The 25,818-nt window shown below is 36.4% G+C and carries 14 protein-coding genes; 13 read left to right on the plus strand and 1 reads right to left on the minus strand.

Annotation, left to right across the window (positions count from 1 at the left end):
• Nucleotides 1-13 precede the first annotated feature (13 nt).
• From PBT89_RS03985 to PBT89_RS04030, 10 genes are all read left to right on the plus strand, one after another.
• Nucleotides 14-3,121, plus strand: coding sequence for a SusC/RagA family TonB-linked outer membrane protein (locus PBT89_RS03985; RefSeq protein WP_270063496.1), 3,108 nt, complete (start codon nt 14-16; stop codon nt 3,119-3,121).
• An 11-nt stretch (nt 3,122-3,132) separates the two neighbouring features.
• Nucleotides 3,133-4,710: a RagB/SusD family nutrient uptake outer membrane protein gene (locus PBT89_RS03990; RefSeq protein ID WP_270063497.1), complete on the plus strand. Its 1,578-nt coding sequence runs from the start codon at nt 3,133-3,135 to the stop codon at nt 4,708-4,710.
• A 23-nt stretch (nt 4,711-4,733) separates the two neighbouring features.
• The gene (locus PBT89_RS03995) at nt 4,734-5,579 is read left to right on the plus strand and encodes a hypothetical protein (RefSeq protein ID WP_270063498.1); all 846 of its coding nucleotides are present in this window, start codon (nt 4,734-4,736) and stop codon (nt 5,577-5,579) included.
• 51 nt (nt 5,580-5,630) lie between these two features.
• Nucleotides 5,631-8,138 carry a beta-galactosidase GalB gene (gene galB, locus PBT89_RS04000; RefSeq protein ID WP_443089607.1) on the plus strand — a complete coding sequence of 836 codons (2,508 nt, stop codon included), beginning with the start codon at nt 5,631-5,633 and terminating at the stop codon, nt 8,136-8,138.
• A 53-nt stretch (nt 8,139-8,191) separates the two neighbouring features.
• Entirely contained in the window at nt 8,192-10,561 is a 2,370-nt protein-coding gene (locus PBT89_RS04005; RefSeq protein WP_270064243.1) for a glycoside hydrolase family 31 protein, read from the plus strand.
• Nucleotides 10,562-10,648: 87 nt separating this feature from the next.
• Entirely contained in the window at nt 10,649-12,655 is a 2,007-nt protein-coding gene (locus PBT89_RS04010) for a glycoside hydrolase family 97 protein (RefSeq protein WP_270063500.1), read from the plus strand.
• Nucleotides 12,656-12,712: 57 nt separating this feature from the next.
• Nucleotides 12,713-14,962 carry a glycoside hydrolase family 3 C-terminal domain-containing protein gene (locus PBT89_RS04015; RefSeq protein ID WP_270063501.1) on the plus strand — a complete coding sequence of 750 codons (2,250 nt, stop codon included), beginning with the start codon at nt 12,713-12,715 and terminating at the stop codon, nt 14,960-14,962.
• A gap of 2 nt (nt 14,963-14,964) precedes the next feature.
• A complete protein-coding gene (locus PBT89_RS04020; protein WP_270063502.1) occupies nt 14,965-16,491 on the plus strand; it encodes an alpha-L-fucosidase in 1,527 nt (508 codons plus the stop codon).
• Nucleotides 16,492-16,550: 59 nt separating this feature from the next.
• Nucleotides 16,551-17,999, plus strand: coding sequence for a cellulase family glycosylhydrolase (locus PBT89_RS04025; RefSeq protein ID WP_270063503.1), 1,449 nt, complete (start codon nt 16,551-16,553; stop codon nt 17,997-17,999).
• 279 nt (nt 18,000-18,278) lie between these two features.
• Nucleotides 18,279-18,500, plus strand: coding sequence for a hypothetical protein (locus PBT89_RS04030; RefSeq protein WP_270063504.1), 222 nt, complete (start codon nt 18,279-18,281; stop codon nt 18,498-18,500).
• A gap of 74 nt (nt 18,501-18,574) precedes the next feature.
• Here the strand turns inward: PBT89_RS04030 and PBT89_RS04035 are convergent, their stop codons facing one another.
• On the minus strand, nt 18,575-19,780 hold the full coding sequence (locus PBT89_RS04035; RefSeq protein WP_270063505.1) for a response regulator: 1,206 nt from the start codon (nt 19,778-19,780) through the stop codon (nt 18,575-18,577).
• A gap of 177 nt (nt 19,781-19,957) precedes the next feature.
• Here PBT89_RS04035 and PBT89_RS04040 point away from each other — a divergent pair, with 177 nt between their 5' ends.
• The 3 genes from PBT89_RS04040 to PBT89_RS04050 are packed head-to-tail and all read left to right on the plus strand — an operon-like array spanning nt 19,958 to nt 25,816.
• Nucleotides 19,958-23,047: a hypothetical protein gene (locus tag PBT89_RS04040; protein ID WP_270063506.1), complete on the plus strand. Its 3,090-nt coding sequence runs from the start codon at nt 19,958-19,960 to the stop codon at nt 23,045-23,047.
• A complete protein-coding gene (locus PBT89_RS04045; RefSeq protein WP_270063507.1) occupies nt 23,047-24,273 on the plus strand; it encodes a hypothetical protein in 1,227 nt (408 codons plus the stop codon). The genes PBT89_RS04040 and PBT89_RS04045 overlap by 1 nt, the downstream gene beginning before the upstream one ends.
• The gene (locus PBT89_RS04050; RefSeq protein WP_270063508.1) at nt 24,263-25,816 is read left to right on the plus strand and encodes a glycoside hydrolase family 2 TIM barrel-domain containing protein; all 1,554 of its coding nucleotides are present in this window, start codon (nt 24,263-24,265) and stop codon (nt 25,814-25,816) included. Before PBT89_RS04045 ends, PBT89_RS04050 begins: the two co-directional genes overlap by 11 nt.
• Nucleotides 25,817-25,818: the final 2 nt, after the last annotated feature.

Genomic DNA, 25,818 nt, shown 5'->3' on the forward strand with positions numbered 1-25,818 from the left:
TAAAGAAGTGTATATGAAACAACAAACTATTTTTAAAATTAGGTTAAAACCTTATTTCTTAGCTACGATTTTTTTTATGTGCAGCATGTTTACTGTTTGGGCACAGCAAAAGGAGATCACAGGTGTAGTCACCTCCGCTGACGACGGAATGCCGATTCCCGGAGTTAGTGTTATTATAGAAGGAACCAGTAGAGGTACTACTACAGATTTTGATGGTAATTATCAAATAGAGGCTTCATCTACAGAAAGTTTATCATTTAGCTACATCGGTTTCGAAACTCAAACACTTAGTGTTGGAAATCAAACTGAATTAAATGTGAGTCTACAAGTATCAACATCAGAGTTAGATGAAATTGTAGTAGTTGGTTATGGTACGCAGCGTAAAAAAGTATCTACCGCTGCCACATCTATGGTAGAATCTGAAGATTTAATACAAACTGCAAGTATAGATGCAACAAGTGCTTTGCAGGGCCAAACTTCTGGAGTAAATATTACTTCAACTTCAGGACAACCTGGGGCTAATATGACCGTAAATATTAGAGGTGTAGGAACTGCTGGTAATAATTCTCCTTTATATGTTGTAGATGGAGTTGTGGTAGAAAACGGTATTGGGTATTTGGACCCTTCAATAATAGAACGAGTAGATATTCTTAAGGATGCTTCCGCTGCTTCTATTTATGGGGCTCGTGCTGCTAATGGTGTAGTACTGGTAACTACTAAAAAAGGTAAGGAAGGTGTAACTAGTGTTTCTGTGAATAGTTATGTAGGTTTTCAGGAAGTAGCCAGAACCCTTGATTTATTGGATAGCCGGGAATATGGATTAATAATGAATGAAGCCCGAGTAAATTCAGGATATGCTCCGCTTTATACTCAGGAAGAGTTGAATAATGCGGCAAATACAGATTGGCAAGACGAATTGTTTAATAATGGTGCCATCAAACAAAATCATTCAGTATTGATTTCAGGAGGAACTGAAAAAGTAAATTATTCTACAGGACTTTCTTATTATGGGCAGGAAGGAATTATTGGTAGCCAAACCGATCAGTCACAATACGATCGTATTACTTTCAATAATAACATCACTTATGAGATAATTGAAGATCATTTGAAAATCGGAGAAAATTTCTCTTTCGCAAATGAATATAATAAAGGGGTTTCTGATGCCGGAATTTATAGTAATAATATAAGAGGGTTTTTGAATGCTCCGCCTACAATGCCGGTTTATGATGAAAACGAAGATTATGCAGGTTCAGATATTAGCTCTGATATTACAAATCCATTAGGCTCACTTTATTACGGTAACTTTAATGAAAGCAAAACGAATAGAGCAGTAGGTAATATTTTTGCTGAAGTTTCTCATAGCGACTTTACCTTTAGAACTAGTTTTGGAGCAGATATTAATGACAACACGTATAGAGCTTTTAATCCAATTTATGAGCTTTCAAGTGTAGCTTATAATAATACCTCTCAAGTTACTCAAAGCGCGAACAAATCGATTTCTTGGATTTGGGAAAACACCTTGAATTATCAAACTACATTAGCAGATGTTCATAATATTGATGTTCTTTTAGGTACTTCAGCAAGACAAAATATTTACGAAGGTCAATCGGCTACCGGAAGAGATCTAACCTTCAATGATTTTGAGCATGCTTATCTATCTAATGCTACAGATCAAACTCAAAATTCTGTAAGCGGGCAAAGAGTAGATTATAGTATTCAGTCTTATTTTACAAGATTATTATACGATTATGACAGCAAATATTTATTTACAGCAACATTAAGAAGAGATGGTTCTTCCGAGTTCGGTAGTAACAATAAATACGCCTATTTCCCTGCATTTTCTGTAGGTTGGAATATCGATAGAGAGAATTTTTTCCCAGATAATTCTTTTATAAATTCTCTTAAATTAAGAGGAAGTTGGGGACAAAATGGTAATGATCAATTTAGCCAGCAGTTTGCTTATATTTCTACAATTAGTTCTTATAACAAAAATTACCATTTTGGTACTGGTGATAACGAGATGCCGTTAGAGGTAGGATCCAGTCCAGATGATTTATCGAATCCAGACCTTAAATGGGAAACTTCAGAACAGTTTGACCTTGGTTTTGATGCTAGAATATTTTCAAATATAAACGTAACCTTCGATTATTATCGTAAAGAAACTAAAGACTGGTTAGTACAAGCATCTGTCCCTCTTATCGCCGGAGCCAATGCTCCATTTATCAATGGAGGTGATATTCGTAACGAAGGGGTAGAATTTAGTGCTAGTTATAACACCGATTTAGGTGAAGATTGGAGTCTTACTGTAAATGGTAATATTTCTTATAACAAGAATGAAGTTCTAAGAATTGCGAATTCTGAAGGGATAATTCATGGAGATAGTAATTTACTGTTTCAGGGATTGGACGAGATGAATAGAGTTGAAGTTGGGCATCCAATTGGTTATTTCTACGGTTTAAAAACCGACGGGATTTTTCAGAATGAAGATGAGATTCAGCAATATGCTCAAAACGGAGCTTTAATTCAACCAAATGCTCAACCCGGTGATGTTCGATTTTTAGATTTAAATGGTGACGGTCGAATTAATCAAGATGATAAAACTGAAATCGGAAATCCAAATCCAGATGTAAACTTTGGTTTTAATGTGCAATTACAGTACAAAGCATTTGATTTCTCTGTTTACACTTACGGGATGGCAGGTTTCCAAAATGTTTACGGGGTAAGAGATTATTCAAGACCGTTTAATAATTATACTACAGAAATTGTAAATCGTTGGACAGGAGAAGGTAGTTCTAACACATTACCACGAACAACCTGGGGAACAACTTCAAACGGAAATTATACCCGCTTCTCTGATCTTTACGTAGAAGATGCCGATTTCTTGAGAATCAAAACAGTTAATTTAGGTGTAGATTTAACCAAACTTACCGATCAACTTGATGCCTTTTCAAGATTCCGTATATACGTGACAAGCAACAACCTGTACACATTTACAAATTACAAAGGTATGGATCCTGAAATCGGATTCGGAAATGCTAATCAATCATGGGCTCGAGGAATAGATGTAGGATATTATCCACAACCTAGAACTTATATGGTAGGCTTAAATGTGAATTTCTAAAAGATAAAATAATGAAAAAGTATATAAAGATATTAGGGATAGTTACATTAGGAATTATGTCTTCCTGTTCTGATGATTTTATAGAAAACAGTCCTTATACTGAAAGAACTGAGGATAATTTTTACAAAACTCCAGATGATGCTTTCGAAGGTTTAGTTGCAGCTTACGATGTTTTGCAACGAGAAGGTTATGGAGGATTCTTGATGGTTTCAGAAATAGCTTCCGATAATTGCTTCGGAGGTTTTGGTACAGCCGATAATCAGGTTTCTTTAGAATGGGACCGTTTTGAATATGGATCTGATTTAGAGATGAATCGCCCTGTTTGGGAAATTTCTTACATGGGTATCTATAGAGCCAACATCGTACTTGAAAATCTGGACGGTATCGATTGGACAGGAAATGAAGATCTAAGAATTCAATATGAAGCAGAAGCGAGATTTTTAAGAGCACATTATCATTTTGAGCTTGCTAGAATGTTCGGAGAAATTGTGCCTTTAGATCATTCTTTAAGTCCAGAAGAATTTGAAAGTCCACGAGCTCCTGCAGAAGAAACCTACGCACTGATAGCCGAAGATTTTAAATTTGCCGCAGATAATCTAAGCGACGACAATTACAGCTTAAATAATAGTGCCGATTATGGTAGAGTTACAAAATGGGCAGCTGAAGCATATTTAGCGAAAACATTCTTATTCTATAACGATTATTACGAAACTTCAGATTTGGCAGGAGTCGTTTCTAAACAAGAAGCAACAACCTATATTAATGATGTTGTTAATAATAGCGGTCACGAACTAATTGAAGATTTCTCAAGACTTTGGCTCGCTTCTTCTATGGAAAATTACGTAGGAGAAGGTAATGCTGAGATGGTTTGGGCAATTCGATTTAATGGTTCCGGTAATGGAGATTGGGGACTTAACGAAGGAAATCGCTTTCAAGTAAACATTGCAACCCGAGGAAGTAATTTAGGGCCATACGCTTACGGTTGGGGAGGTGCGCCGGTAAATCCTGAACTTTACGATGCCTACCAAATAGGTGATACCAGACGTGATGCTACAATAATCAACTACGAAGAAGAAGGGCTGGAATTTGATAACGATGTTCGAAGTCAACGCCAGCATACAGGATTATCCTGGAAAAAATATGCACCTATTACCAATGAAGCTGGGGAAGCAGTAGTAGCAGCAAATGGAGGTGATATTCAAATTGATGGTTACGAAGATTTTGCAGTGATCCGTTTTTCAGATGTCCTATTAATGGCTGCAGAATTAAATATGGATAGCGATCAGGGATTTGCGAAGGATTGTTTAGACCGGGTAAGAGCAAGAGCATTTCAAGACGACGATCATTCTATAGCTGTAACCAAAGAAAATATAATGGAAGAGAGAAGGCTAGAGCTTGCTTTAGAAGGAAAACGCTATTTCGACCTTATTCGTTGGGGATTAGATCGTGCAAAACAAGCGATTGATAATTCTGGTGACGGTGCACAATTCGATGTGACTTTTAGAACTGAAACTAATGGATGGTTTCCAATCCCCCAATCTCAAATTCTTTTATCTAATGGTGCAATAGAGCAAAATCCAGGTTGGTAATTCTAATTTAAATTCAAGAAATTATGAAAAATATTAATTACATCGTACTTGCAATATTCGGTTTGTTGCTGGCTTCTTGCCAGGATGAATATAGCTTTCCAGAAGTAGCATTAGAAGGTGATCAGCTAAATTTCATGGTAACTCAGGCTAATGGAAATGACAATGAGATACATCTTCGTAGTATGGAGTCAAACTTTATTTCCTACTGGAGTTATACCGATTCCGAAGGAAATGAAATAGGTACATCTAATGAGGATAGTCTAAGCATTACCTTTCCTTTTGCGGGTACTTACAATGTTTACTATACCGCTTACACAAAAGGTGGCCCAGTTGAAGCCGATCCTGTTACTGTAGAAGTATCATCAAATGATGAAGAATATTTTAGCGCAGACGAGTGGGCAATGCTAACCAATGGTGTTGAAGGGAAAACCTGGGTTTTAGATATGGCTAGCCCTATTGGATGGGCAGGTTTGGACTATCCCCATAACGAAAGCGGAGCAGATTATTGGAACTGGTTTCCAGATTATGCTGGTAACGAATGGGTAATGGAAAATAAAGATTGGGGAGAGATTTCATTTAATCTTGATGGTGGTTACAATGTATCTGTAACACAAACAGCATTAAACTCTGATAGCCAAACAAGTTCGGCAGGAACTTTTAATTATAACATCGATAATCACAGAATAAGATTCAATGGTGGTGTAGAGTTACTTTACGGAGGTGATTATTATGGCGATGTGAGTAACTGGACTTCTGTAAATGTAGTTGAGATTTCAAACAATTCATTAAGATTAGCAGTAGTTCGTGATCAATCCAGAAGTGGAGAAGGCATGGCTCAGATCGTTTTCCACTACAGACCAAAGGAATAGATATCAATAAACCGGTAGCAACAACATCTACCGGTTTTCTATAAACTAACTATGATTGCTTTGAAACAGTACATTACTCGTTACTTCTCAATTGGACTATTTATTTTATTCGCATTGTGTTTTCTTTCTTGTAATAGTCAGGTTACAACATCTGATTTTGAGGATCGTAAAGTCTTATTTACAGAAGGATGGCAATTTCAACAGAATGACGATATAACCAATGTCAAAAAGATATTAGAGTCAGATCGTTGGGAAGATGTCTACCTACCACATGATTGGAGTATTTATAAAGATTTTGATAAAAATAGTCCTACAGGTTTAGGAGGTGGAGCGCTTCGTGGTGGTATCGGCTGGTACAAAAAAAGCTTTGCAATTTCAACTAAAGATAGTTCTTCTGTATTCAAAATTCAATTCGATGGAGTCTATCAGAATAGTGAGGTTTGGATCAACGGAACCAATCTTGGTAAACGGCCTAATGGATATATCGGTTTTGAATATGATATTACCAGATATTTAAAATTTGGAGAGGAAGAGAATATTATTTTGGTAAAAGCAGATAATAAAGATCAGCCAAATTCCAGATGGTATTCGGGTAGCGGTATTTATAGAAATGTGTGGCTTAAAAAGTTGAATAAAGTACACGTTCCACAATGGGGAACCTTTGTGACCACTCCTGAAATCAATAATGAAAAGGCCATTGTAAATATCAAAACTCAGATTGCAAACCAATTTTCAACGAAAAAAGATATTTCCGTAGAAATAAAAATTTTGGAAGATGATAAGCTTATTACTAAAAGCAAAGGTTCAGAATTTCAGATATCTTCAAATACTGAGAATGAAGTAGAAGAGCAGCTTACGATTACAAATCCAAAATTATGGTCGGTAGATAAGCCCTTCCTATACACGGCGCAAATAAATATAATTCAGGAAGATGAAGTTTTAGACCGCTACGAAACTAAATTTGGGATCCGCGATTTTAAATTTGACTTAGAAAAGGGTTTTATCTTAAATGGAAAATCCTTAAAAATTCGAGGTGTCTGTCTCCACCATGATCTTGGACCATTAGGAGCAGCGATTAACACCCGCGCTATAGAACGTCAGTTAGAAATTCTGAAAGAAATGGGCGTTAACGGTATACGTACTGCGCACAATCCACCGGCTCCAGAATTACTTGATTTGTGTGATCAAATGGGATTTATCGTAATGGACGAAGCATTTGATATGTGGACTAAATCTAAAACTGAAAACGATTATAGCCAATATTGGGAAGAATGGCACGAGAAAGATTTAAGAGATCTAATTAAAAGGGATCGTAATCATGCCAGTGTTTTTATTTGGAGTATCGGTAACGAAATTCAGGAACAATGGAGTGAAGAAGGTGCTAATATAGGTAATGAGTTATCTGAAATGGTAAAGAGCATGGATACCACAAGACCGGTTACCGCAGGGATGAATCCACCAGTACATGTTTCTGATGAAGAGGTTACCATACAATTTGAAGAAACTGCAGATCAACCTAATTCGCTTGCAGGCTCTGGAGCTTTAGATATTATCGGTTATAACTATGCACATCAAACCTGGGAGAAACATCAACTAAATTTTCCAAACACAGCATTTATTGCTACCGAAACTACTTCTGGCCTACAAACCAGAGGCTATTACGAATTTCCTTCAGATACAACCAAAGTTTGGCCGGTACGCTGGGATAAAAAGTTTACTGGTGGTAATAAAGACAATACAGTTTCTGCGTTCGATCAGGTGCGTACACCATGGGGATCGTTGCATGAAACCAGTTGGAAAATCATTAAAAAGAACGATTTCCTTTCTGGATTTTATATCTGGACAGGCTTTGATTATATAGGTGAACCTACTCCTTATGAGTGGCCTTCAAGAAGTTCTTATTTTGGAGTGGTCGATTTGGCTGGTTTTCCTAAAGACGTGTATTATATGTATAAAAGTGAATGGACTAAGGATACCGTTCTTCATATTTTACCTCACTGGAATTGGGAGAAAGGACAAACTGTAGATGTTTGGGCTTATTATAATAATGCAGATGAAGTTGAATTGTTTTTAAATGGAGAGTCGCAAGGAACCAAACGGAAGAAAGACGAAGATCTTCATGTAATGTGGCGTTTCCCTTTTCAACCAGGAACGCTTAAAGCGGTTTCTAGAAAAGATGGGGAAATCGTCAAAGAAACCATTATCGAAACTGCAGGTAATGCGGAAAAAATAGTGCTATCGCCAGATCGAAAAACAATAAAAGCAGATGGAAAAGACTTATCATTTGTTACGGTGACCATTACCGATAAACAGGGCATTATGGTTCCTAAAGCGAATCATAACATATCCTTCAGCTTAGAGGGGCCTGGAGAAATTTATGGAGTTGCCAGCGGCGATCCCACGAATCATCAATCTTTTAAAGGAACCGAGCATACTGCCCTAAACGGAAAATGCCTAGTGATCCTGAAAGCTGATGAAGAAGCCGGAGAATTAAAATTAACTGCAACTGCTGAAGGTTTAGAAAAAACTTCAGTAATCATACAATCGATAAATAAATAGTGTACCCAATGATCTTTAAAACGCTTAAAAATTACCCTAGTCCATTTAAGATAATGCTATCCGTAGCATTAGGTATTAGTTCTCTGGGATTTTCACAAGTTCAGAACACAGATGTTTTGAACGAACCCGTAGATGTAAGTAAGGATTTTGAAAACTATCAGAATACTTTTTATTTCGCTGATGAGTTGATGGATTTTAATCCGAAAACAGGGAAAGGAACTTTAAAGTATAAGCGTTACGAGTATCAAACTCGGCAGGCATTTAATAATATGTTGATGAAGCCAGATACCGTTGCTGCAAATGAATTTCCTTCTACAGAATACGCAGAAGCGCCTGAACTTCCTTTTGAAATTCAGTTTGTTTCAGATCGTACAGTTCGCTTAAAAATGACTTCCGGTCCGCAATTCAATCAATCAGAATCTTCTCTTATGCTGGTTGATGGTACTGCGCCAAATCATCCTGAATTATGGACGTATTCAATAATAGATAAAGGACATCAATTTAAAAGTGAGCACGGTAAAGTAGAAATTATTGCTAAACCATGGCACGTAAATATTTATGATGAAAATGGGAAGCTGCTAACCAGTACGTTGCACAATTCAGATGTTAAAAACACCTACACACCTGTACTGCCTTTTTCTTTTGTAAGAAGAAACAGTGATTATTCAAGAAGTTTTAGTCCGGTTTTCAGCCTTCAACCAGATGAGAAAATATTTGGATGTGGGGAATCTTTTACCCAGTTCAATAAACGAGGGCAAAAAGTTATTTTGTATACCGATGATGCTAATGGAGTACAGAACGAAACGATGTACAAACCAATTCCTTTCTACATGAGTAGTCGAGGTTACGGAGTATTTATGCATACTTCCTCTCCGATTACAGTAGATTTTGGAAAGTATTTTAATGCAGCAAATAAGATGATGCTGGGCGATGATGTTGCAGATTTGTTTTTCTTCCTGGGAGACCCTAAAGATATTTTGGATGAATATACAGATCTAACTGGTAAAGCCGCAATGCCACCACTTTGGTCATTTGGTTTTTGGATGAGTAGAATCACTTATTTTTCTGAAAAAGAAGGGCGGGAAGTTGCTAAAAACTTAAGAGATTATAAAATCCCGAGTGATGTAATCCACTTTGATACGGGATGGTTTGATGTTGATTGGAGAAATAATTACGAATTTGCCAAAGAACGTTTTGATGATCCTGAAGCCATGATGGCAGATATGAAGGAGGATGGTTTTCATGTAAGCCTATGGCAATTACCATACTTTACACCTAAAAACACTCTTTTTAATGAAATCGTAGATAATAACTATGCGGTTAAAGATCGAAAAGGAAATATCCCTTACGAAGATGCAATACTTGATTTTTCGAATCCTGAAACCGTAGAATGGTATCAGGGAAAACTGAAACATTTACTGGATCTTGGTGTAAGTGTCTTTAAAGTAGATTTTGGAGAAGCAGCACCTTATAGCGGTATCTATCATTCTGGAAGAACTGGTTTTTACGAACACAATTTATTCCCATTACGCTACAATAAAGCAGTTGCAGAAATTACTAAAAAAATTAATGGCTATACACTAATATGGGCAAGAAGTACCTGGGCGGGGAGCCAACGTTATCCTTTACATTGGGGTGGCGATGCTGCCACTACAAATTCAGCGATGTCTGCAACCTTAAGAGGTGGTTTGTCTTTAGGACTTAGTGGTTTTAGCTTTTGGAGTCATGATGTTGGTGGTTTTGTAACCAAATCTCCTGAAAATATTTACAGAAGATGGACACCATTTGGGATGTTATCTTCCCATGTAAGAAGTCACGGCGAGCCACCTACAGAGCCTTGGGAATATAGCAAAAGTTTCTTGAAAGATTTTAGAAACGCAGATAATATGAGGTACAAACTTATGCCTTATATCTACGCACAGGCTAAAGAAAGTTCAGAAAAAGGACTTCCAATGATGAGAGCATTATTTGTAGAATATCCCAATGATGCGGGATCTTGGCTTATTGATAACGAATATTTATTTGGCGAAAGCATGCTGGTGGCTCCTTTATTTGAAGAGGAAACTGCCAGAGAGGTGTATTTGCCAAAAGGCACCTGGATAGATTATCAAACGCATAAAATTTATCAAGGTGGATGGCACACGATCGAGGCTGGTGATATTCCCATAATAGCTTTAGTTAAAAACGGTACCATTTTACCGCATATTAAACTAGCGCAATCGACAAAAGATATGGACTGGACTAATTTGGAACTTCAGGTGTTTGCTGATAAGACAACAAATGCAGCCAACGGAAAAATTTATTTACCTGACGGAAAAAAAATAGAAAATATTTCAGTTGAAAAAGATGGGAATTCATTTAAGCTGAAACAGACTTCTTTATCAGATAAAATCAATTTCAAAACAGAAACAATAATAAAATAACCCCAGAAACCTGAAATTTCACTTACAGTCTTCAACTGAAATTAGATGAATTCCGTAGTAAAAAATTAAAATAAAAATCCATTCAAAATGTATAATAAAATACCCCTTATTATTGCGGTAAACTTGCTATTTCTCAGCTGTACGTCGCAAGAAAAAAAACAATCTTATACTTTAGATTCTCCAGAAGGTAAGAATAGTATAACCTTCAGTTTAGACGGAAATTCCCCAAAATATGCCGTGAATCATGGTGAAACCAAAATTATTTTACCTTCAGAAATGGGTTTTGTCTTTAAAGATGGCGATAGTCTTCAGCAAAATTTAGAAATTGTTGATGTTGAAGAATCTTCTTTTGATGAAACTTGGACGCAAGTTTGGGGAGAGAAAAAAAAGATTAGGAATCATTATAATCAGCTTACAGTTCATCTAAAAGAAAAGGCTGAAAAACAGCGAAAATTGAATATTGAATTTCGTGCTTTCGATGATGGTATTGCATTTAGGTATGTCTTCCCAGAGCAAGGTATCAAAGACAGTATTTTTATAATGGACGAGCTTACCACGTTTCAGCTAGCCGATGATGGCAAGGCGTGGTGGATTCCTGCTTACGATGAGCAACGCTATGAGAATCTATTTACAGATTCTAAAGTAAGTACACTAGATACTGTTCATACGCCGTTAACTATTGAGAGTGAGAGTGGATTGGCTATCAGTTTTCATGAAGCTAATCTTGTAGATTTTGCTAGCACTACTTTGGCTCATACTGGCGGCACTACGCTTAAAACCGATTTAGTGCCATGGGCAGATGGAGTAAAAGTAAGAACTACTAAATCTTTTACAACGCCATGGAGAACTTTGCAAATAGCTTCTAAACCTACAGATTTAATTACAAGTTATTTGATTCTAAATTTAAATGAGCCTAATGCAATAGCAGATACTAGTTGGATAGAAACTTTTAAATATTTAGGAATATGGTGGGGTATGCATATTGGTAAATTCAGCTTTTGGGAAGGAGAAAAGCAAGGAGCTACCACAAAAAATGCAAAGGAGTATGTAGACTATTCTAATAAGTTAGGAATAGATCACCTTTTAATTGAAGGATGGAATAAAGGATGGACACCTTCCTGGTACGAAAATGCAATGCATCAGTTTAGTTTTACTAAAGACGCTGATGATTTTGACCTTAAAGAGGTTACCGATTATGCTGCTGAAAATGGAGTAGAGATCGTTGGTTATCACGAAACAGGATCTAATCTTGCGAATTATTTGAGTCAGATAGATTCAGCTTTTGCTTTATATAAAGAACGAGGAATTCACACCGTAAAAATTGGTCATGTAGGTTCTAAGCTGAATATGAAAGAATGGCATCATGGCCAGTATGGCGTGAATTATTTTAGATATGTGGTGAAAAAGGCTGCGGAATATGGACTGGAAATTTATTTCCACGAGCCTATAAAAGATACCGGAGAGCGTAGAACATATCCCAATATGATGGCGCGTGAAGGTGCCAGAGGACAGGAGTATAACGCGTGGAGTGACGGGAATCCGCCATCACATACTGCAATCTTACCTTTTACACGCTTACTTGCGGGACCTATGGATTTTACGCCTGCAGTTTTCGATGTAGAAGTAAAACAGGGTTACCCGGGAAGAAGGGTGCATAGTACTACCGCTAAGCAGTTAGCATTAATGGTGGTGCTATATTCTCCTTTGCAAATGCTGGCCGATCTTCCTGAAAATTATATAGACAAACCGGCTTTTCAATTTCTTACCGATGTTCCTACCGATTGGGAGGATACCAAAGTTCTAAATGGCGAAATTGGAAAATATATCACTACCGTAAGAAAAGATATAGCTGGTGAGGATTGGTATTTAGGAAGTATTACCAACGAAGAATCCCGAAATTTAGAAATAACACTTGATTTTCTGGATGAAGGAGCAACTTACGAAGCACAAATTTATGCCGATGCACCGGGTACCGGGCAGGAAAACAATCCAACGGCAGTCACTATTGATAAGAAAAAAGTAAACGCTGGTGACCGTATAAAATTGCAGCTTGGTGAGAGCGGTGGGGCGGCCATCAGATTTAAGAAACAATAATTAACCATACCAATTAAAAAATTAAAAGCTTTCATAGCGACTATAAACTGATTTTATATGAAAATTAAATCTAAAATAATAACTGTCTTTAGTTTGAGTCTTTTCCTGAATTTTATGGCCTGTAAAGGCGATAAAAAGCTTGTTAAAAATGACCAAAATGAGAGTACAGAAAAGAGATATTTAGGAAAACCGGTCACTAAAGATTTTGATTCCAAAATAGATGAGCTTATCGCTGAAATGACCTTGGAAGAAAAAACCGGACTTTTACATGGTAATAGCATGTTTGCTACCGCAGCAGTAGAGCGTTTAGGAATTCCTGAATTAAAGATGGCAGATGGTCCCCTAGGAGTTAGAGAAGAATTGGAAAAAGAATCCTGGACACCATTAGGTCTTGATGATGATTATGCAACCTACTATCCGGCTGGTGCCGGTTTATCGGCAACTTGGAATCCAGAGCTAGCCTATACCTTTGGGAATAGCGTTGGCAAAGAAACAAGAGCTAGAGGTAAAGATGTGCTTTTATCGCCAGCTATAAATATTATCCGTACACCGCTTGGAGGAAGAACTTACGAATACTTTACAGAAGATCCTTTTTTGAATAAAAAACTCGCTGTTCCTTTTGTTGTTGGAATTCAGGATAATAATGTTGCTGCATGTGTAAAGCATTTTGCTGCCAATAATCAAGAAACTCATCGTGATTATGTAAATGTGAAAATCGCTGAAAGACCTTTGCGTGAAATCTACCTACCAGCTTTTGAAGCTACTGTTAAAGAAGCTCATGCTTATTCTATGATGGGCGCTTACAACAAATTTAGAGGTGAATATCTTTGTGAGAATGATTATATGCTGAATCAGATTCTTAGAGACGAGTGGGGATTTGAAGGAGTAGTGATTTCAGATTGGGCTGCAGTACATACTACTGTAAATTCTTTAAAAAGCGGACTCGATATTGAAATGGGAACGCCTAAAGATTTTGATGAATTTTTCTTAGCCCAGCCGCTTATAGATGCTGCTAAGGCCGGTGAAATTTCTGAAGAAGAAATTAATAAGCATGTAAAGCGTGTACTTCGCGTAATGTACTCTGTAAAAAGTATGGGATCTGATGATCGCAAGAAAGGAAGTATAAGCACAGAAGCGCATTTTAAAGACGCTTATAATATTGCAGCAGAATCGGTTGTTTTGCTGAAAAATGAGAACGATTTATTGCCATTGAAAGCTAGCAGAATTAAAACTTTGGCGGTGATTGGTGATAATGCAAAGAAGAAAAATGCACTGGGAGGATTTGGTGCCGGTGTAAAAACCAAACGTGAAGTTACTCCGCTAGAAGGATTGCAAAATCGTTTACCAAAATCAGTGAATATTCAATTCGCCCAGGGATACGAAGAGCGTTATTCTAAAACCGAAAAAGCAAAATTAGGAGATGTTACGCTTAGTGGTCCTGTAACTATCGACGAACTTGATCCCGCATTGGTAGAAGAAGCTGTGAACGCTGCTAAAAATGCAGATGCTGCAATCATATTTGCCGGTTCTAATAGAGATTACGAAACAGAAGCTTCAGACCGTGCAAGCTTAGATTTACCATTTGGTCAAAAAGAATTGATAGAAAAAGTATTAGAAGCAAATCCAAACACCATTGTTGTGATGATTGCGGGAGCACCATACGATATAGACGAGATTAGTCAGAAATCTTCAGCTTTAGTGTGGAGTTGGTTTAATGGTTCAGAAGGAGGAAATGCGTTAGCAAATGTTTTGTTGGGAGATGTAAATCCTTCAGGAAAATTACCATGGACAATGCCTAAAAAGCTGGAAGATTCTCCAGCCCATGCAACTAACAGCTTTCCGGGTGATGAAACGGTAAGTTATGACGAAGGAATACTAGTGGGTTACCGCTGGTTCGATACTAAAAATATAGCTCCGCTTTATCCTTTTGGATACGGACTTTCATATACAGATTTCAATTTTTCTGATGTTGAAACAAATACTAAAACCTATACTCAAAACGATACAATTTCAATACGTCTAAATGTTGAAAATACAGGGGAATTAGCTGGAAAAGAAGTGGTTCAGGTGTACGTTTCCAAAATAGAAAGTGCAGTTGAAAGAGCCGATAAAGAACTAAAAGCATTCAAAAAAGTTGAGGTTTCAGCAGGTAAAAAAGCTAGTGTAAATATTCAGCTTCCAGTAAAAGAACTTGCTTACTACGATGTTTCATCGAAAGATTGGGTTGTAGAACCGGGCATCTATAATTTGAAATTAGGAAATAGTTCCAGAAATATTTTAGAGGAATTAGAGATTACAATTCAGTAATTATGAAATCAAAATTTCTTCAATATTGGCTGTTTTCGATCTTCATTATTTTTGCGTCCTGTAAAGACGATAAGAAAACGAGTTCAGCAGAAAAGGATACAGTTACTTCAAAAGAATATGCAGCAGATTGGGATTCTCTGGCGAAATATAACGAAGCCGCAGATTGGTTTAAGAAAGCCAAGTTCGGTATTTACGCGCATTGGGGAGTTCTTTCGGTTCCTGCTTATGCGAACGACTGGTATCCCAGAAATATGCATATTAAAGGGAGTGACGAATATAAACATCATGTAGCTACGTACGGCGAACCATCAGAATTTGGTTATCATGATTTTGTACCGATGTTTAAAGCTGAAAAGTTTAATGCTGAAGACTGGGCGAAATTATTTAAAAAGGCTGGTGCAAGATTTGCCGGAATTGTAGCAGAACATCACGATGGCTGGAGTAACTGGGATAGTGAAACCAATCCTTGGAATGCGGCAGATATGGGACCCCATTGTGATTTGGTTGGAGAGTTGGAGAAAGCTATTCATGGCAATGGGATGAAGTTTATCACTTCTTTCCATAAAGCGAGAACATTACAATTATTTCAACAAGATTCTACAAAATGGGAGGATGATACGTCTTATTTCCCTTACGATCCAGAAATGCCAACCTCATCAAAGGATTCGTTGTTAAGTATTATGTATGGGAATATTCCTAAAGAACAATTTTACAAAAATTGGCTATCGGAACTTCATGAAGTAATTCATCAATATGGTCCAGATTTGATCTATTTTGACAGTAAACTGGATAAAATTCCAGATTCAATCAAAGTACAATTTGTAGCCGATTATTTTAATTATGCTGAAAAGAATGATAAAGAAGTCGTTATCACTCATAAAGAAGGAGAGTTACCTAAATCGGTAAGTCTGGAAGATCTGGAAAAAGGTCGAATGAACCAGAAAACCGAAGAATATTGGTTAACAGATGAAACTGTATCTGTGGGAAGCTGGAGTTATACCAATGATCTTGGATTAAAAACTTCAGACGAAATTATTGATTTACTAGCTGATATTGTAAGTAAAAACGGTGCTTTAATGCTGAACGTTTCTCCTATGGCTAATGGCGTAATTCCTGAAAATCAACAACAAATTTTGTTGGAAATCGGTGAGTGGCTTGATGTTAACGGAGAAGCTATTTACGACACCGATACTTGGAATGTTTATGGCGAGGGCCCTACAAAACAGGAAAAATCGGGGATGTTTTTAGATAAAATCACCTATACCCCGCAAGATGTTCGATACACTAGAAAAGGAGATACTGTTTATGTGATTTTCTTAGGATGGCCGGGAAGTAATAAAGAGGTATTATTAAAATCTTTTGCAGAATTATCTTCTAATAAGAAATTCTCTATTGTAAATGCACATTTCTTAGGTAGTGAAGAAGAAGTTCAATTTAAATTGCAAGCTGATGGTCTAAAATTATCTACACCTTCAAAAAAGCTTAGCGAAAGTGCATGGGTTTTAAAATTAGAAACTACTACTAAATAAATTGATAATCAGCAAATCTTAGGATTTGCTGATTAAAATATTAACCTAAAACTGTTATTATGAAATTACTAAAACTAACATTTATTTTTTTGGCTGTATTAGCCATACCTTTTTTAGTCTCTTGCTCAGATGACGATGAGGTTGTTGCTTCAAAGTCATTAGATTTTTCTGTGTATCCTAACGAAATCGATTTCGCTTCCAATGGAGGGAATAATGTTCTAAATATCAATAGTAACGAAGCCTGGACTATTGACGGAGGAGGAGAATGGCTTTCTTGGTCTGAAGGTTCCGCAGGAGGAAGCAAAAAAGTGAATTTAAGCGCTTCACAAAATCAAGACACTATTGCGCGCTCTTCGATGATCACTATAACTTCAGGAGACCATTCGTTCGACGTTAATATTTCTCAGCAAGCTATGGTTCCAGAACCTTCAGATGAAATTGTTTTCGCAGTAGAGCCCGATAGTACTGGTATGACTACAATGAGTGCTGTTGAATTTGCGAGTCAAATAGATATTGGATGGAACTTAGGAAATTCTTTAGAAGCTATTGGAGGAGAAACTGAATGGGGAAATCCTATGGTTTCGAAGCGTCTAATAGATTCTGTAAAGGCAGCTGGATTTGAGGCTGTTCGTATTCCGGTGGCCTGGAGTAAGTTTTCAGATGCTGCTAATTATGTTATTAAGGATAGTTGGATGGCCAGAGTAGAAGAAGTGGTAAACTATGCACTTGATAACGATATGTATGTTATTATGAATATTCACTGGGATGGCGGATGGATGCAACCAACCTATGCAGATCAAGATGAAGTAAATGAGCGTTTAGATATTATGTGGACGCAAATTGGTAATCATTTTATGGATTATGGCCCAAAACTTTTATTTGCAGGTACAAATGAAGTTATGGTGGAAAATAATTATAATACTCCTACCGAAGAATTTTACACGGTTCAAAATAGTTTTAATCAAACTTTTGTAGATGCCGTTCGATCTACAGGCGGGAAAAACGCGTATCGATATTTAGTGGTGCAGGGGTTCAATACAAACATAGATCATACTGTTAATTTTGCTGAAATTCCTGATGATGTTGTAGAAGAACGATTGATGATAGAAGTGCACTACTACGATCCTTACAATTTTGCGCTAAATGCAGATAGCAATATTACGCAATGGGGAAGTAATGCTACCGATCCTAATAAAGTAGAAAGTTGGGCTAACGAATCTTACGTAGATCAACAATTTCAACGAATGAAAACTAACTTTATAGACCAAGGTATCGCTGTTATTTTAGGGGAGTATGGTGCTATAGCAAGGACAAATATAAATGGACATAAGCAGTACAGGCAAGATTATTTGGAATATGTAACCCAGGCAGCACAAACAAATGGTTTGGTGCCAATCTATTGGGATAATGGAGACAATGGCGAAAATGGCTTTGCCATGTTCAACCGAAATACAGGAGCAATATTATACCCAGATTTATTAGAAACATTGGTGGGAAACAATCAATAATTGGATATAAGTATAATAAAGCAAAAAAGAGTTCAATATTTGAGCTCTTTTTTTTCGACATAATTGAAGCGTAAAAGATAAGCTTCGATCATTAGAAACGACAATTAAGTAGAATTTCAATAAAAAATGCTGCGAAGGATATTCTATATTTAATAACTATTTGTATCTCAAAAACTTATCATTTCTTAATGTTAAGTTTGGTTGTGAAATGCAAAACTTAATACACTTCTTAATTATAAGTTAACGAAAAGTTATATAATTGTGAATTATTAGTTTACAATGGAGGTAGTAGTGCAAAAAATAAATAAAGTTTATATTGAAAAAAGGCGAACTCTAGGTCTTTATCATATCGTACATCAAAGTGATTGTCCTTTAATTCCCAATAATTCAGATTTTATTGAAATGAGTAACTTACCGGAAATAGATGCAACTATACGTAAGTTGAAAGATAAGTATGACGAACTTGAAAAATGTCAGGTTTGCTTCAAAAATAAGGAATAAGGAAACTGTGTTATAGTTTAAAATTCAATAGTTAAGACCTTTAAATTTAAGACCTTAACTATTGAATTTTTATTTTAAATAACCTTTTGCTTACCTGGTTTAATAGCGTAATTGTAATTTTCCTTTTTTATATTTTCTGTATTTTTTTTATTGTAATGAGTAGCAATATGTCCTAGTTGAAAGACGATTTTGAATGAATCTTTCATCGATAATTTAGAACCATCTGCGTGTACCCATCTTTTTAGCGGCTGTTCGCATATAAAAGATTCTGCTTTTTTAGCGCCAAAATATTTCTTCATTCTCATAAAAATTTCAACATCAAAAAGCCATTTGGTAATAAATGGATCCTGAAATGCTATTTTAATAATTTCCTTATCCATAATCTTGGCACCACATTGCGTGTCTTTAAAATTCATTCTTAGAATTTTACGGATAATAAAATTAATTGTTAAGCTAATAATTTGTCTAGCCGATTCTTTTGCAATGTCAGCGCCCATTCTGGAAATGCGACTACCGCTAACAATTTTAAAATTATAATTTTCTATTGTCTTTACTAAATCATCAAAATCAGTAAGATCTGTAGATAAATCGGCATCTAAAAAACCAATATAATCTAGATCGGTATATTCTGCCATATGCAACATGCCCAATCTAACCGCTTCAGCTTTGCCACCATTTTTTTCGCAATCGTAAACCGTAATATAGTCTTCACGTCCCTTTCTAAGATCCTTTAAAACTTTTAGAGTATTATCTTTACTTCCATCATTAACAAAACACAAATGATAGCCAGAATGTCCTTCAACAAAATCGGTAAATTCTTTGCTTAATAATCGGTCTTCTTCGTTATAGCATGGGATTACAACACCAACACACCTTTTTTCGATAATCGTATTTTGTGAAACTTGTTTTCTTTCCTGATTAACTGAACCTATTAAACGCTTCACCCTGGCTGAAACTTCATCCAGACTTAAAGGCTTTTTCATATAATCCTCAACACCAAGATCAAAACTTTCAACAATTAGATTATCATCGGTGTTGCCGGATAGTACCATTATTGGTGTCTGCTTATTTTTTGTACCTCTTATATATCTAATAATTTCAATTCCTGAAATTACTGGCATATTAATATCCACAATCACTAACTGGGGTTCAAAACTATCAAAGATAGATTTGGCTTTTAATGCATCAGTTTCAGTGATAACTTCATAACCAAGTTCGGTTAATCTTCTTTTTAATGGTAAAAGCACTAATTGCTGATCGTCGATGGCTAAAATTTTCATGGCTTTGGTTTATTAATGTGGTTCAAAAATAGATTGATTTAGAGTTAGTTAGCTTTGTAATTAGACGAAGCTTTATTTTTAGTTAGATGAATGGTGAGCTTCTATCGATAAATGGATAAGCGTTGCGTTAAACATTCTTTTATATTTATCGTAGTTTTATAGATGTATTTATATCAAATGAAGGAAAAGACTAATAAATATTTAATAGTAGCATTGATTATTGGCGTTCTTTTTCACGGAACGGCAATCTTCTTTACTATAGAAAATACTTATGATGCTTTAATTCATTTATTTTTTGCAGATCATTATGCCAACAGTTGGTGGGAACCCTGGAATTACGAGTGGTACACAGGTTTTACCGTTATGGGTTATCCGCCGCTGGTACACCAGGCGATGGGACTGCTTAGTTATATTGGCGGACTCAAATTTGGATTATTCACGGTTGGGGTTATAGGCATCATTCTTTTCATTACCGGTGTATATCGATTTTCATTAATGATGTTGGGTGATCGTAAGGCAGCCGGTTATGCAGCGCTATTAGCAGTTTTTTCTTCTTCTTTTGTAGAAACACTGCATATCTTTGGCCAGTTGCCTAGCATCGTAGGAGTTTCGGTTTTGATGCATTGTATGCCCGAAATTTATATGTGGATAAAAACAGGAAAGCTGGGATCACTAGTAAGAGCGATTTCATTATTAGCGGTAACCGTAACTTCGCATCACGTAACGCCAATCTTTGGAATGGTATTTTTTATTTTTCCACTAATTGGCATGGCAGTAATGGATAATTCTCGAGAACGAGTAAATCATATTAAAGAAGTCACTTTTAAGGTTTTTCTGAAATCTTTTTTTGAAGCTTTTAAACGTATCGTCTTGTTCGGCGGAATTTCGTTGGTGATCATCGTAACCTGTATTTTGCCTTACTGGGTAAATTCAAAGAAAAATCCAATTACACAGGTACCTATTCCGCATGGTAGTCGGGATAATTTTCTGGAAGTCACCTCATCTGGTTTGGTATTTTTTACCATTCCTTGGGGCATATTGCTATTTCTATTGCCATATATATTTTATCGATATTATTCAAAAAGATACATCTTTTTTGGTCTTTCATTTACATTGTTAACCATTTTAGGAACCGGTGGAACTACGCCAATTCCAAGAATGATGTTGGGCGATACCGCTTTTAATATTCTCACTTTAGATAGATTTACGCTTTGGGCATCGATTATGGCTTTGCCGATATTCGGGGAATTTGGCTATCGTTTTGCTGAAGGCGATTTGCGACTCAAAATTCAGGAGAAATTAGGCGCGGTTTATCATCGGGTTTTGGGCGCATTTTTAGTTGGGTTGTTCTTATTTATGGCAATATTCACTATAACTTTGGGCTATTTTAGGCCTATGCAGCCGCAAAAGATCAAAACTTTGCCTATTACTAATTTTCTTAGTCAGGATCAACACGATCACTGGCGATTTTTAACCTTAGGATTTGGGGATCAGATGGCATGGCTTTCAGCACAAACCAACGCATTAACTGTTGATGGAAATTATCATAGTGCTAGGCGTTTGCCCGAGTTAACTACCAGGGCTATAGAGCGATTGGAGAATTCAAAATTCCGAGGTGTAGAAGGGATTGGGTCTTTGCAACAATTTTTAACGGTACCGGATAAGTATAATCTAAAGTATATATTTTCCAACGATAAATTTTACGATCCTATATTGTACTTTTCGGGTTGGCAGCGGCTTCAGCAATTAGAAAATGGGATTATGGTATGGGAAAGATTAAATGTTCCGCCTTTAAGCCAAATTCTTCCAAAAGACGATGTTCCAGTTTTCCTAAAAATAATGTGGGGTGTAATACCGGTATTAACCGTTTTGATCGCTTTTTTTATCAATATTCAGTTGATCTGGTTTCAGACGCTAAAGATCAAAATTCCCGAGAAACCAGATTTTTTAAAATTTAAAACCAGTTATAACGGCTTCAGCTGGAAGCTTATTAAGATTAGTCATCTTTGGGCAGTAATTTTATGCGGAGTTATTTTCTACGGAATTTACCTTTTTTACATTAAAAATGCGACACAGATTAGTGCTGAAAATGTCGTGCGATCTTATTACGACGCCCTCGATTTTAAAGAATTTGAAAGAGCACATTCCTATTTAGATCCTGAAAGTGATGTCACCATCGCCCAATATATGCTTGAAGTGTCTGTGACAGATGGAATTTTAAGTTCCTATGCTAAAATGGATTCGATTGGGCTTGAAGTTTTAAGTGAATCTAAAAATAGGGCGAAGATCTTAGCGCATACCGAGTGGATTACCCCTTTAGAAAATATCGATAAAACCTACGAGCATGATGTAATTAAGATAGGAGGAAAGTGGTTTATAAAACCCAATACTTATGATTTAGATATTCCGCCAGATCAATTATTTTCTGATAATCTAACGCAGTTTTATAATCATGGTCGGCGCAGAATAACCACACAGCAAACCTACCATCAGGATGTTTTAAAACAACCGGTTCTAGAAGTTCTAACAGCCAAATTGGTTAAAAAAGGTGATCGTTATGCAATAATTGGTGAGATACAAAATGTAGATAATGTACCTGCAGATATCGTGATTAAAGGAACCCTTTACAACAACGAGAATAAAGCATTGGCAGGTTATAGCGCTAAATATGTAATGAGTCACAAATTACTTCCTAAAGAAATTACTAGTTTTAGAGTGGATTTTGAGGGAATTGCCTGGTTAGGAAAGGACGATAAAATTCCGGAGACTTTTAATCCAGACGAATTTACGCCGGTAGAATTACCAGAACCGCCAACCAAATTCAATTTGCAATGCGCAGGAAATGTTGCGAATACCGATTTGTATAAATATGTAGCCTTAGCAGATGTAAATTATGCTAAAGATCAAATCTCGGGAACGCTTTTTAACTACGGAATACAGGAAGTAACCATTCCCGAGCTTATTTTTTCCTATTATGACGAGAATAAAGAACTAATTTGGGTAAATCAGGATTTTATGCGAGAAGGCGTACGAGTACAGCGTAAACAGTATTTTGACTATGATTTACCGAATCTAGAGGAAGTGGAAATCATCAATTCTTCCATGGAAAATATTTTCGTGAATGGATTACCAAATAAAGAGATTGCTATTAAAGTAATTCCCGATCGAAAGGAAGAACATCCAAAAGAGCAAATGCAACAATTAGAAGGTAAAGGCTATAATTTCATTAAATTAGAACTGAATAATTACGTTGGAAATCCAAAATAATGAGGCTAAAAATAAGATTCATCATATTGCTGAGTTTGGTCTTTTTAGGCTCGTCTTTTGGATTTTTTTATACTGAAGTTCCTATTGAAAAAATCGGACTTATAAATGATCAAGATCGGTATATAGCGGGTGAAAAAATTCAGCTGAATTTTAGCAATATCGATGAAAGTTTTAAACTCTATCTTCACCATTCGTATTCACAAACCATATTAAAACCGAAGGGAACAGAAAATAAGTTAAGTTTTGTGCTACCTGAATTTTTAAGTTCGAAGATCGGGAAAGTCAACTGGATTTTGCTGAAGGATAACGAGCAATTACAAACCGGAAGTTTCGAGATTTTTCCAAAAGTTGCATCAAAAACGGTGATTGAAAGTTATTTTGGGCCGCGAAGTATACAAGCCGGTGATCGCGATTATTCAATGTTAGTGGTGGTACCTATGGACGCGATGGACAATCCTTTGCCCGATAGTACAAGTGTGATGTTGCACAAACAGTTTTATCAGGAGATCGATTCCCTTGAAATATTTACTAATAAATTGATGGCCTGGAGAAATATTATGGCCTATCGAAAAACAGGAAATATCAATGTTTCTTCAACAGTTTTGGGTATAAATTCGATCGAATTAACGACTAATGTTTTTCCTTCAAACGCTACAGATTTTCAGATCTCATCATTCAGAAATCATGATTTTGCCGATGGTAATCAGATTGCAGAATTTACCACTTCAGAAATTAAAGACGAATGGGGAAATACCATTAGCGATGGGACTTTGGTGTCGTTTTATATAGAAAATGACGCCGGAACGATACTTACCACAAGAGGAAGTTCGATTGAGGGTGTGGCAACGGCAAAAATTATTCATCCAGATCATCCCGACACCTGGAAAATAAAAGGCTACGTGACCGGTTTAGCTGAAAGTAATGAGATTGAAATTAGTTTTAGACAAGCTTTAAAAGATTTTGAAGTTGAATTTTCTAACGGAAATCGAACAATTAAAGTTGGGCCATTGCAAAGTTTTATGCAGCAGTTAATCCCAGATGGAGCAGTGGTGAAATTGCATGTTTTTCATCAAAATAAATTGGTTGAGATAAAGCAAGAGACCTCAAATGAAGGCTTTGTGACTTTTCGATTAACCAAAAGTTTTTATCCTGAAAACAGCTATAGTTTTAAAATTGAAGCTTTGGGCAAAAGCAAAACCACAGAAGTACTGAATTATGAAGAATAAATTGAGTAAAAATATCTATCGCGCAGGTTTGATTGTCACTTTTGTGGCCCTAAATGCATTGGTACTTTTTGGGTTGAGTTCGGTTTTGGCGTGGTTAAATACGGGAGCCGAGCGCACGGGAATGTTACATACTGAAGTATTGAGCAAAGACGTGTATTTGCCGAATATCGAATGGGAAAGTTTAGAAAATCCCGGCCGGCCAATGGAGCAGCAGACTTTGGGTGAAATTCAGCAAGATTATTTAAACGCCTGGTATGTAAAACACGTGGCCTACAAAACCAATAATCCATACGGAATTGAAGATTATTATACCGATAGTTCTCGCGTAAACCTTTTTAAAACTATTGCTTTTAACAAAGAAAATGATATTCATTTAGAGGCAACGACTTTAAATCATCGTCCAAACTTAGAGTTTTATAGTGCCGATGGACAGTTAGTGGTAATTACCGATAACGAGGTAATCGAGTATCAGGAAATTTACGAGCAGGATCAAAAGTTATTGACGCATCAGGATACTTCTTCTTACCGGGTGATGCTGTTGTTGGAAGATGGTTTTTGGCGCATTCGGCATATGGTAAAACAATCGGCGAAAGCGCAAAAAGATTCTGTTTCTACCAATAAACTTGCTGAAGTTAAAGGCAAAAAAATCTATATAGAAAATAAAGAATTTCAGATAAAGGGTATCAATTATTATCCAAAGGATTCGCCCTGGGATATGTTTGGGGAAAACTTCAGTCGAGATACGATTTCTCAGGATTTTGAAATTATTAAAAATGCAGGATTAAATAGTATCCGAATTTTTCTTCAGTATGAGGATTTTGGGAAGGCAGAAGTGCTTCCGCAGAAATTAGAAAAGCTTAGAACCGTTTTAGATTTGGCTGAAGAACATCAGCTAAAAGTAGTGGTAACCTTGTTTGATTTTTATGGTGATTATTCGGTTTTAGATTGGACGTTAACACATCGCCATGCCGATCAGATCGCTTCAGCTTTTAAAGATCATTCGGCAATTTTGGCCTGGGATCTAAAAAATGAACCCGATCTCGATTTTGATAGTAGAGGTAAAGATTTGGTTTTGCAATGGTTGTCCCATATTGCCGATCAGGTTAAAAAATACGATCCAAATCATCTAATTACGGTAGGATGGTCTTCTCCAGAAGCTGCAGTAAATCTTCAGCAGAAATTAGACTTTGTGTCTTTTCATTTCTATAAAGATCTTGAAAAGTTAGGTCCAGATTTTGAAATTTTGGAACAAAAGATTCCGGATAAGCCGCTAGTAATGCAGGAATTTGGGATGAGCTCTTATCATGGTTTATGGAATCCTTTTGGTACTGATGAAAAAGATCAGGCTCAATATCATAAAAAAATGCAAGATTTCTTTAAAAAAGAAGATCTCGCATTTATGTCTTGGACGTTGTATGATTTTGAGGAAGTTCCATCTGATGTGGTAGGAAGATTGCCATGGAGGAAAAGCAGGCAAAGATTCTTTGGATTTCTAGACCAACGGGGAGAACCTAAACCTGCCTTTAACCACATTACTCACTAACA

The sequence above is a fragment of the Zunongwangia sp. HRR-M8 genome, from assembly GCF_027594405.1.
Classification (GTDB): Bacteria; Bacteroidota; Bacteroidia; order Flavobacteriales; family Flavobacteriaceae; genus Zunongwangia.

Excerpts from the sequence above, each read along its gene's own strand:
- PBT89_RS03985 (WP_270063496.1), top strand. The coding sequence starts at position 14 with ATGAAACAACAAACTATTTTTAAAATTAGGTTAAAACCTTATTTCTTA.
- PBT89_RS03990 (WP_270063497.1), top strand. The coding sequence starts at position 3,133 with ATGAAAAAGTATATAAAGATATTAGGGATAGTTACATTAGGAATTATG.
- PBT89_RS03995 (WP_270063498.1), top strand. The coding sequence starts at position 4,734 with ATGAAAAATATTAATTACATCGTACTTGCAATATTCGGTTTGTTGCTG.
- galB (WP_443089607.1), top strand. The coding sequence starts at position 5,631 with ATGATTGCTTTGAAACAGTACATTACTCGTTACTTCTCAATTGGACTA.
- PBT89_RS04005 (WP_270064243.1), top strand. The coding sequence starts at position 8,192 with ATGCTATCCGTAGCATTAGGTATTAGTTCTCTGGGATTTTCACAAGTT.
- PBT89_RS04010 (WP_270063500.1), top strand. The coding sequence starts at position 10,649 with ATGTATAATAAAATACCCCTTATTATTGCGGTAAACTTGCTATTTCTC.
- PBT89_RS04015 (WP_270063501.1), top strand. The coding sequence starts at position 12,713 with ATGAAAATTAAATCTAAAATAATAACTGTCTTTAGTTTGAGTCTTTTC.
- PBT89_RS04020 (WP_270063502.1), top strand. The coding sequence starts at position 14,965 with ATGAAATCAAAATTTCTTCAATATTGGCTGTTTTCGATCTTCATTATT.
- PBT89_RS04025 (WP_270063503.1), top strand. The coding sequence starts at position 16,551 with ATGAAATTACTAAAACTAACATTTATTTTTTTGGCTGTATTAGCCATA.
- PBT89_RS04030 (WP_270063504.1), top strand. The coding sequence starts at position 18,279 with ATGGAGGTAGTAGTGCAAAAAATAAATAAAGTTTATATTGAAAAAAGG.
- PBT89_RS04035 (WP_270063505.1), bottom strand. The coding sequence starts at position 19,780 with ATGAAAATTTTAGCCATCGACGATCAGCAATTAGTGCTTTTACCATTA.
- PBT89_RS04040 (WP_270063506.1), top strand. The coding sequence starts at position 19,958 with ATGAAGGAAAAGACTAATAAATATTTAATAGTAGCATTGATTATTGGC.
- PBT89_RS04045 (WP_270063507.1), top strand. The coding sequence starts at position 23,047 with ATGAGGCTAAAAATAAGATTCATCATATTGCTGAGTTTGGTCTTTTTA.
- PBT89_RS04050 (WP_270063508.1), top strand. The coding sequence starts at position 24,263 with ATGAAGAATAAATTGAGTAAAAATATCTATCGCGCAGGTTTGATTGTC.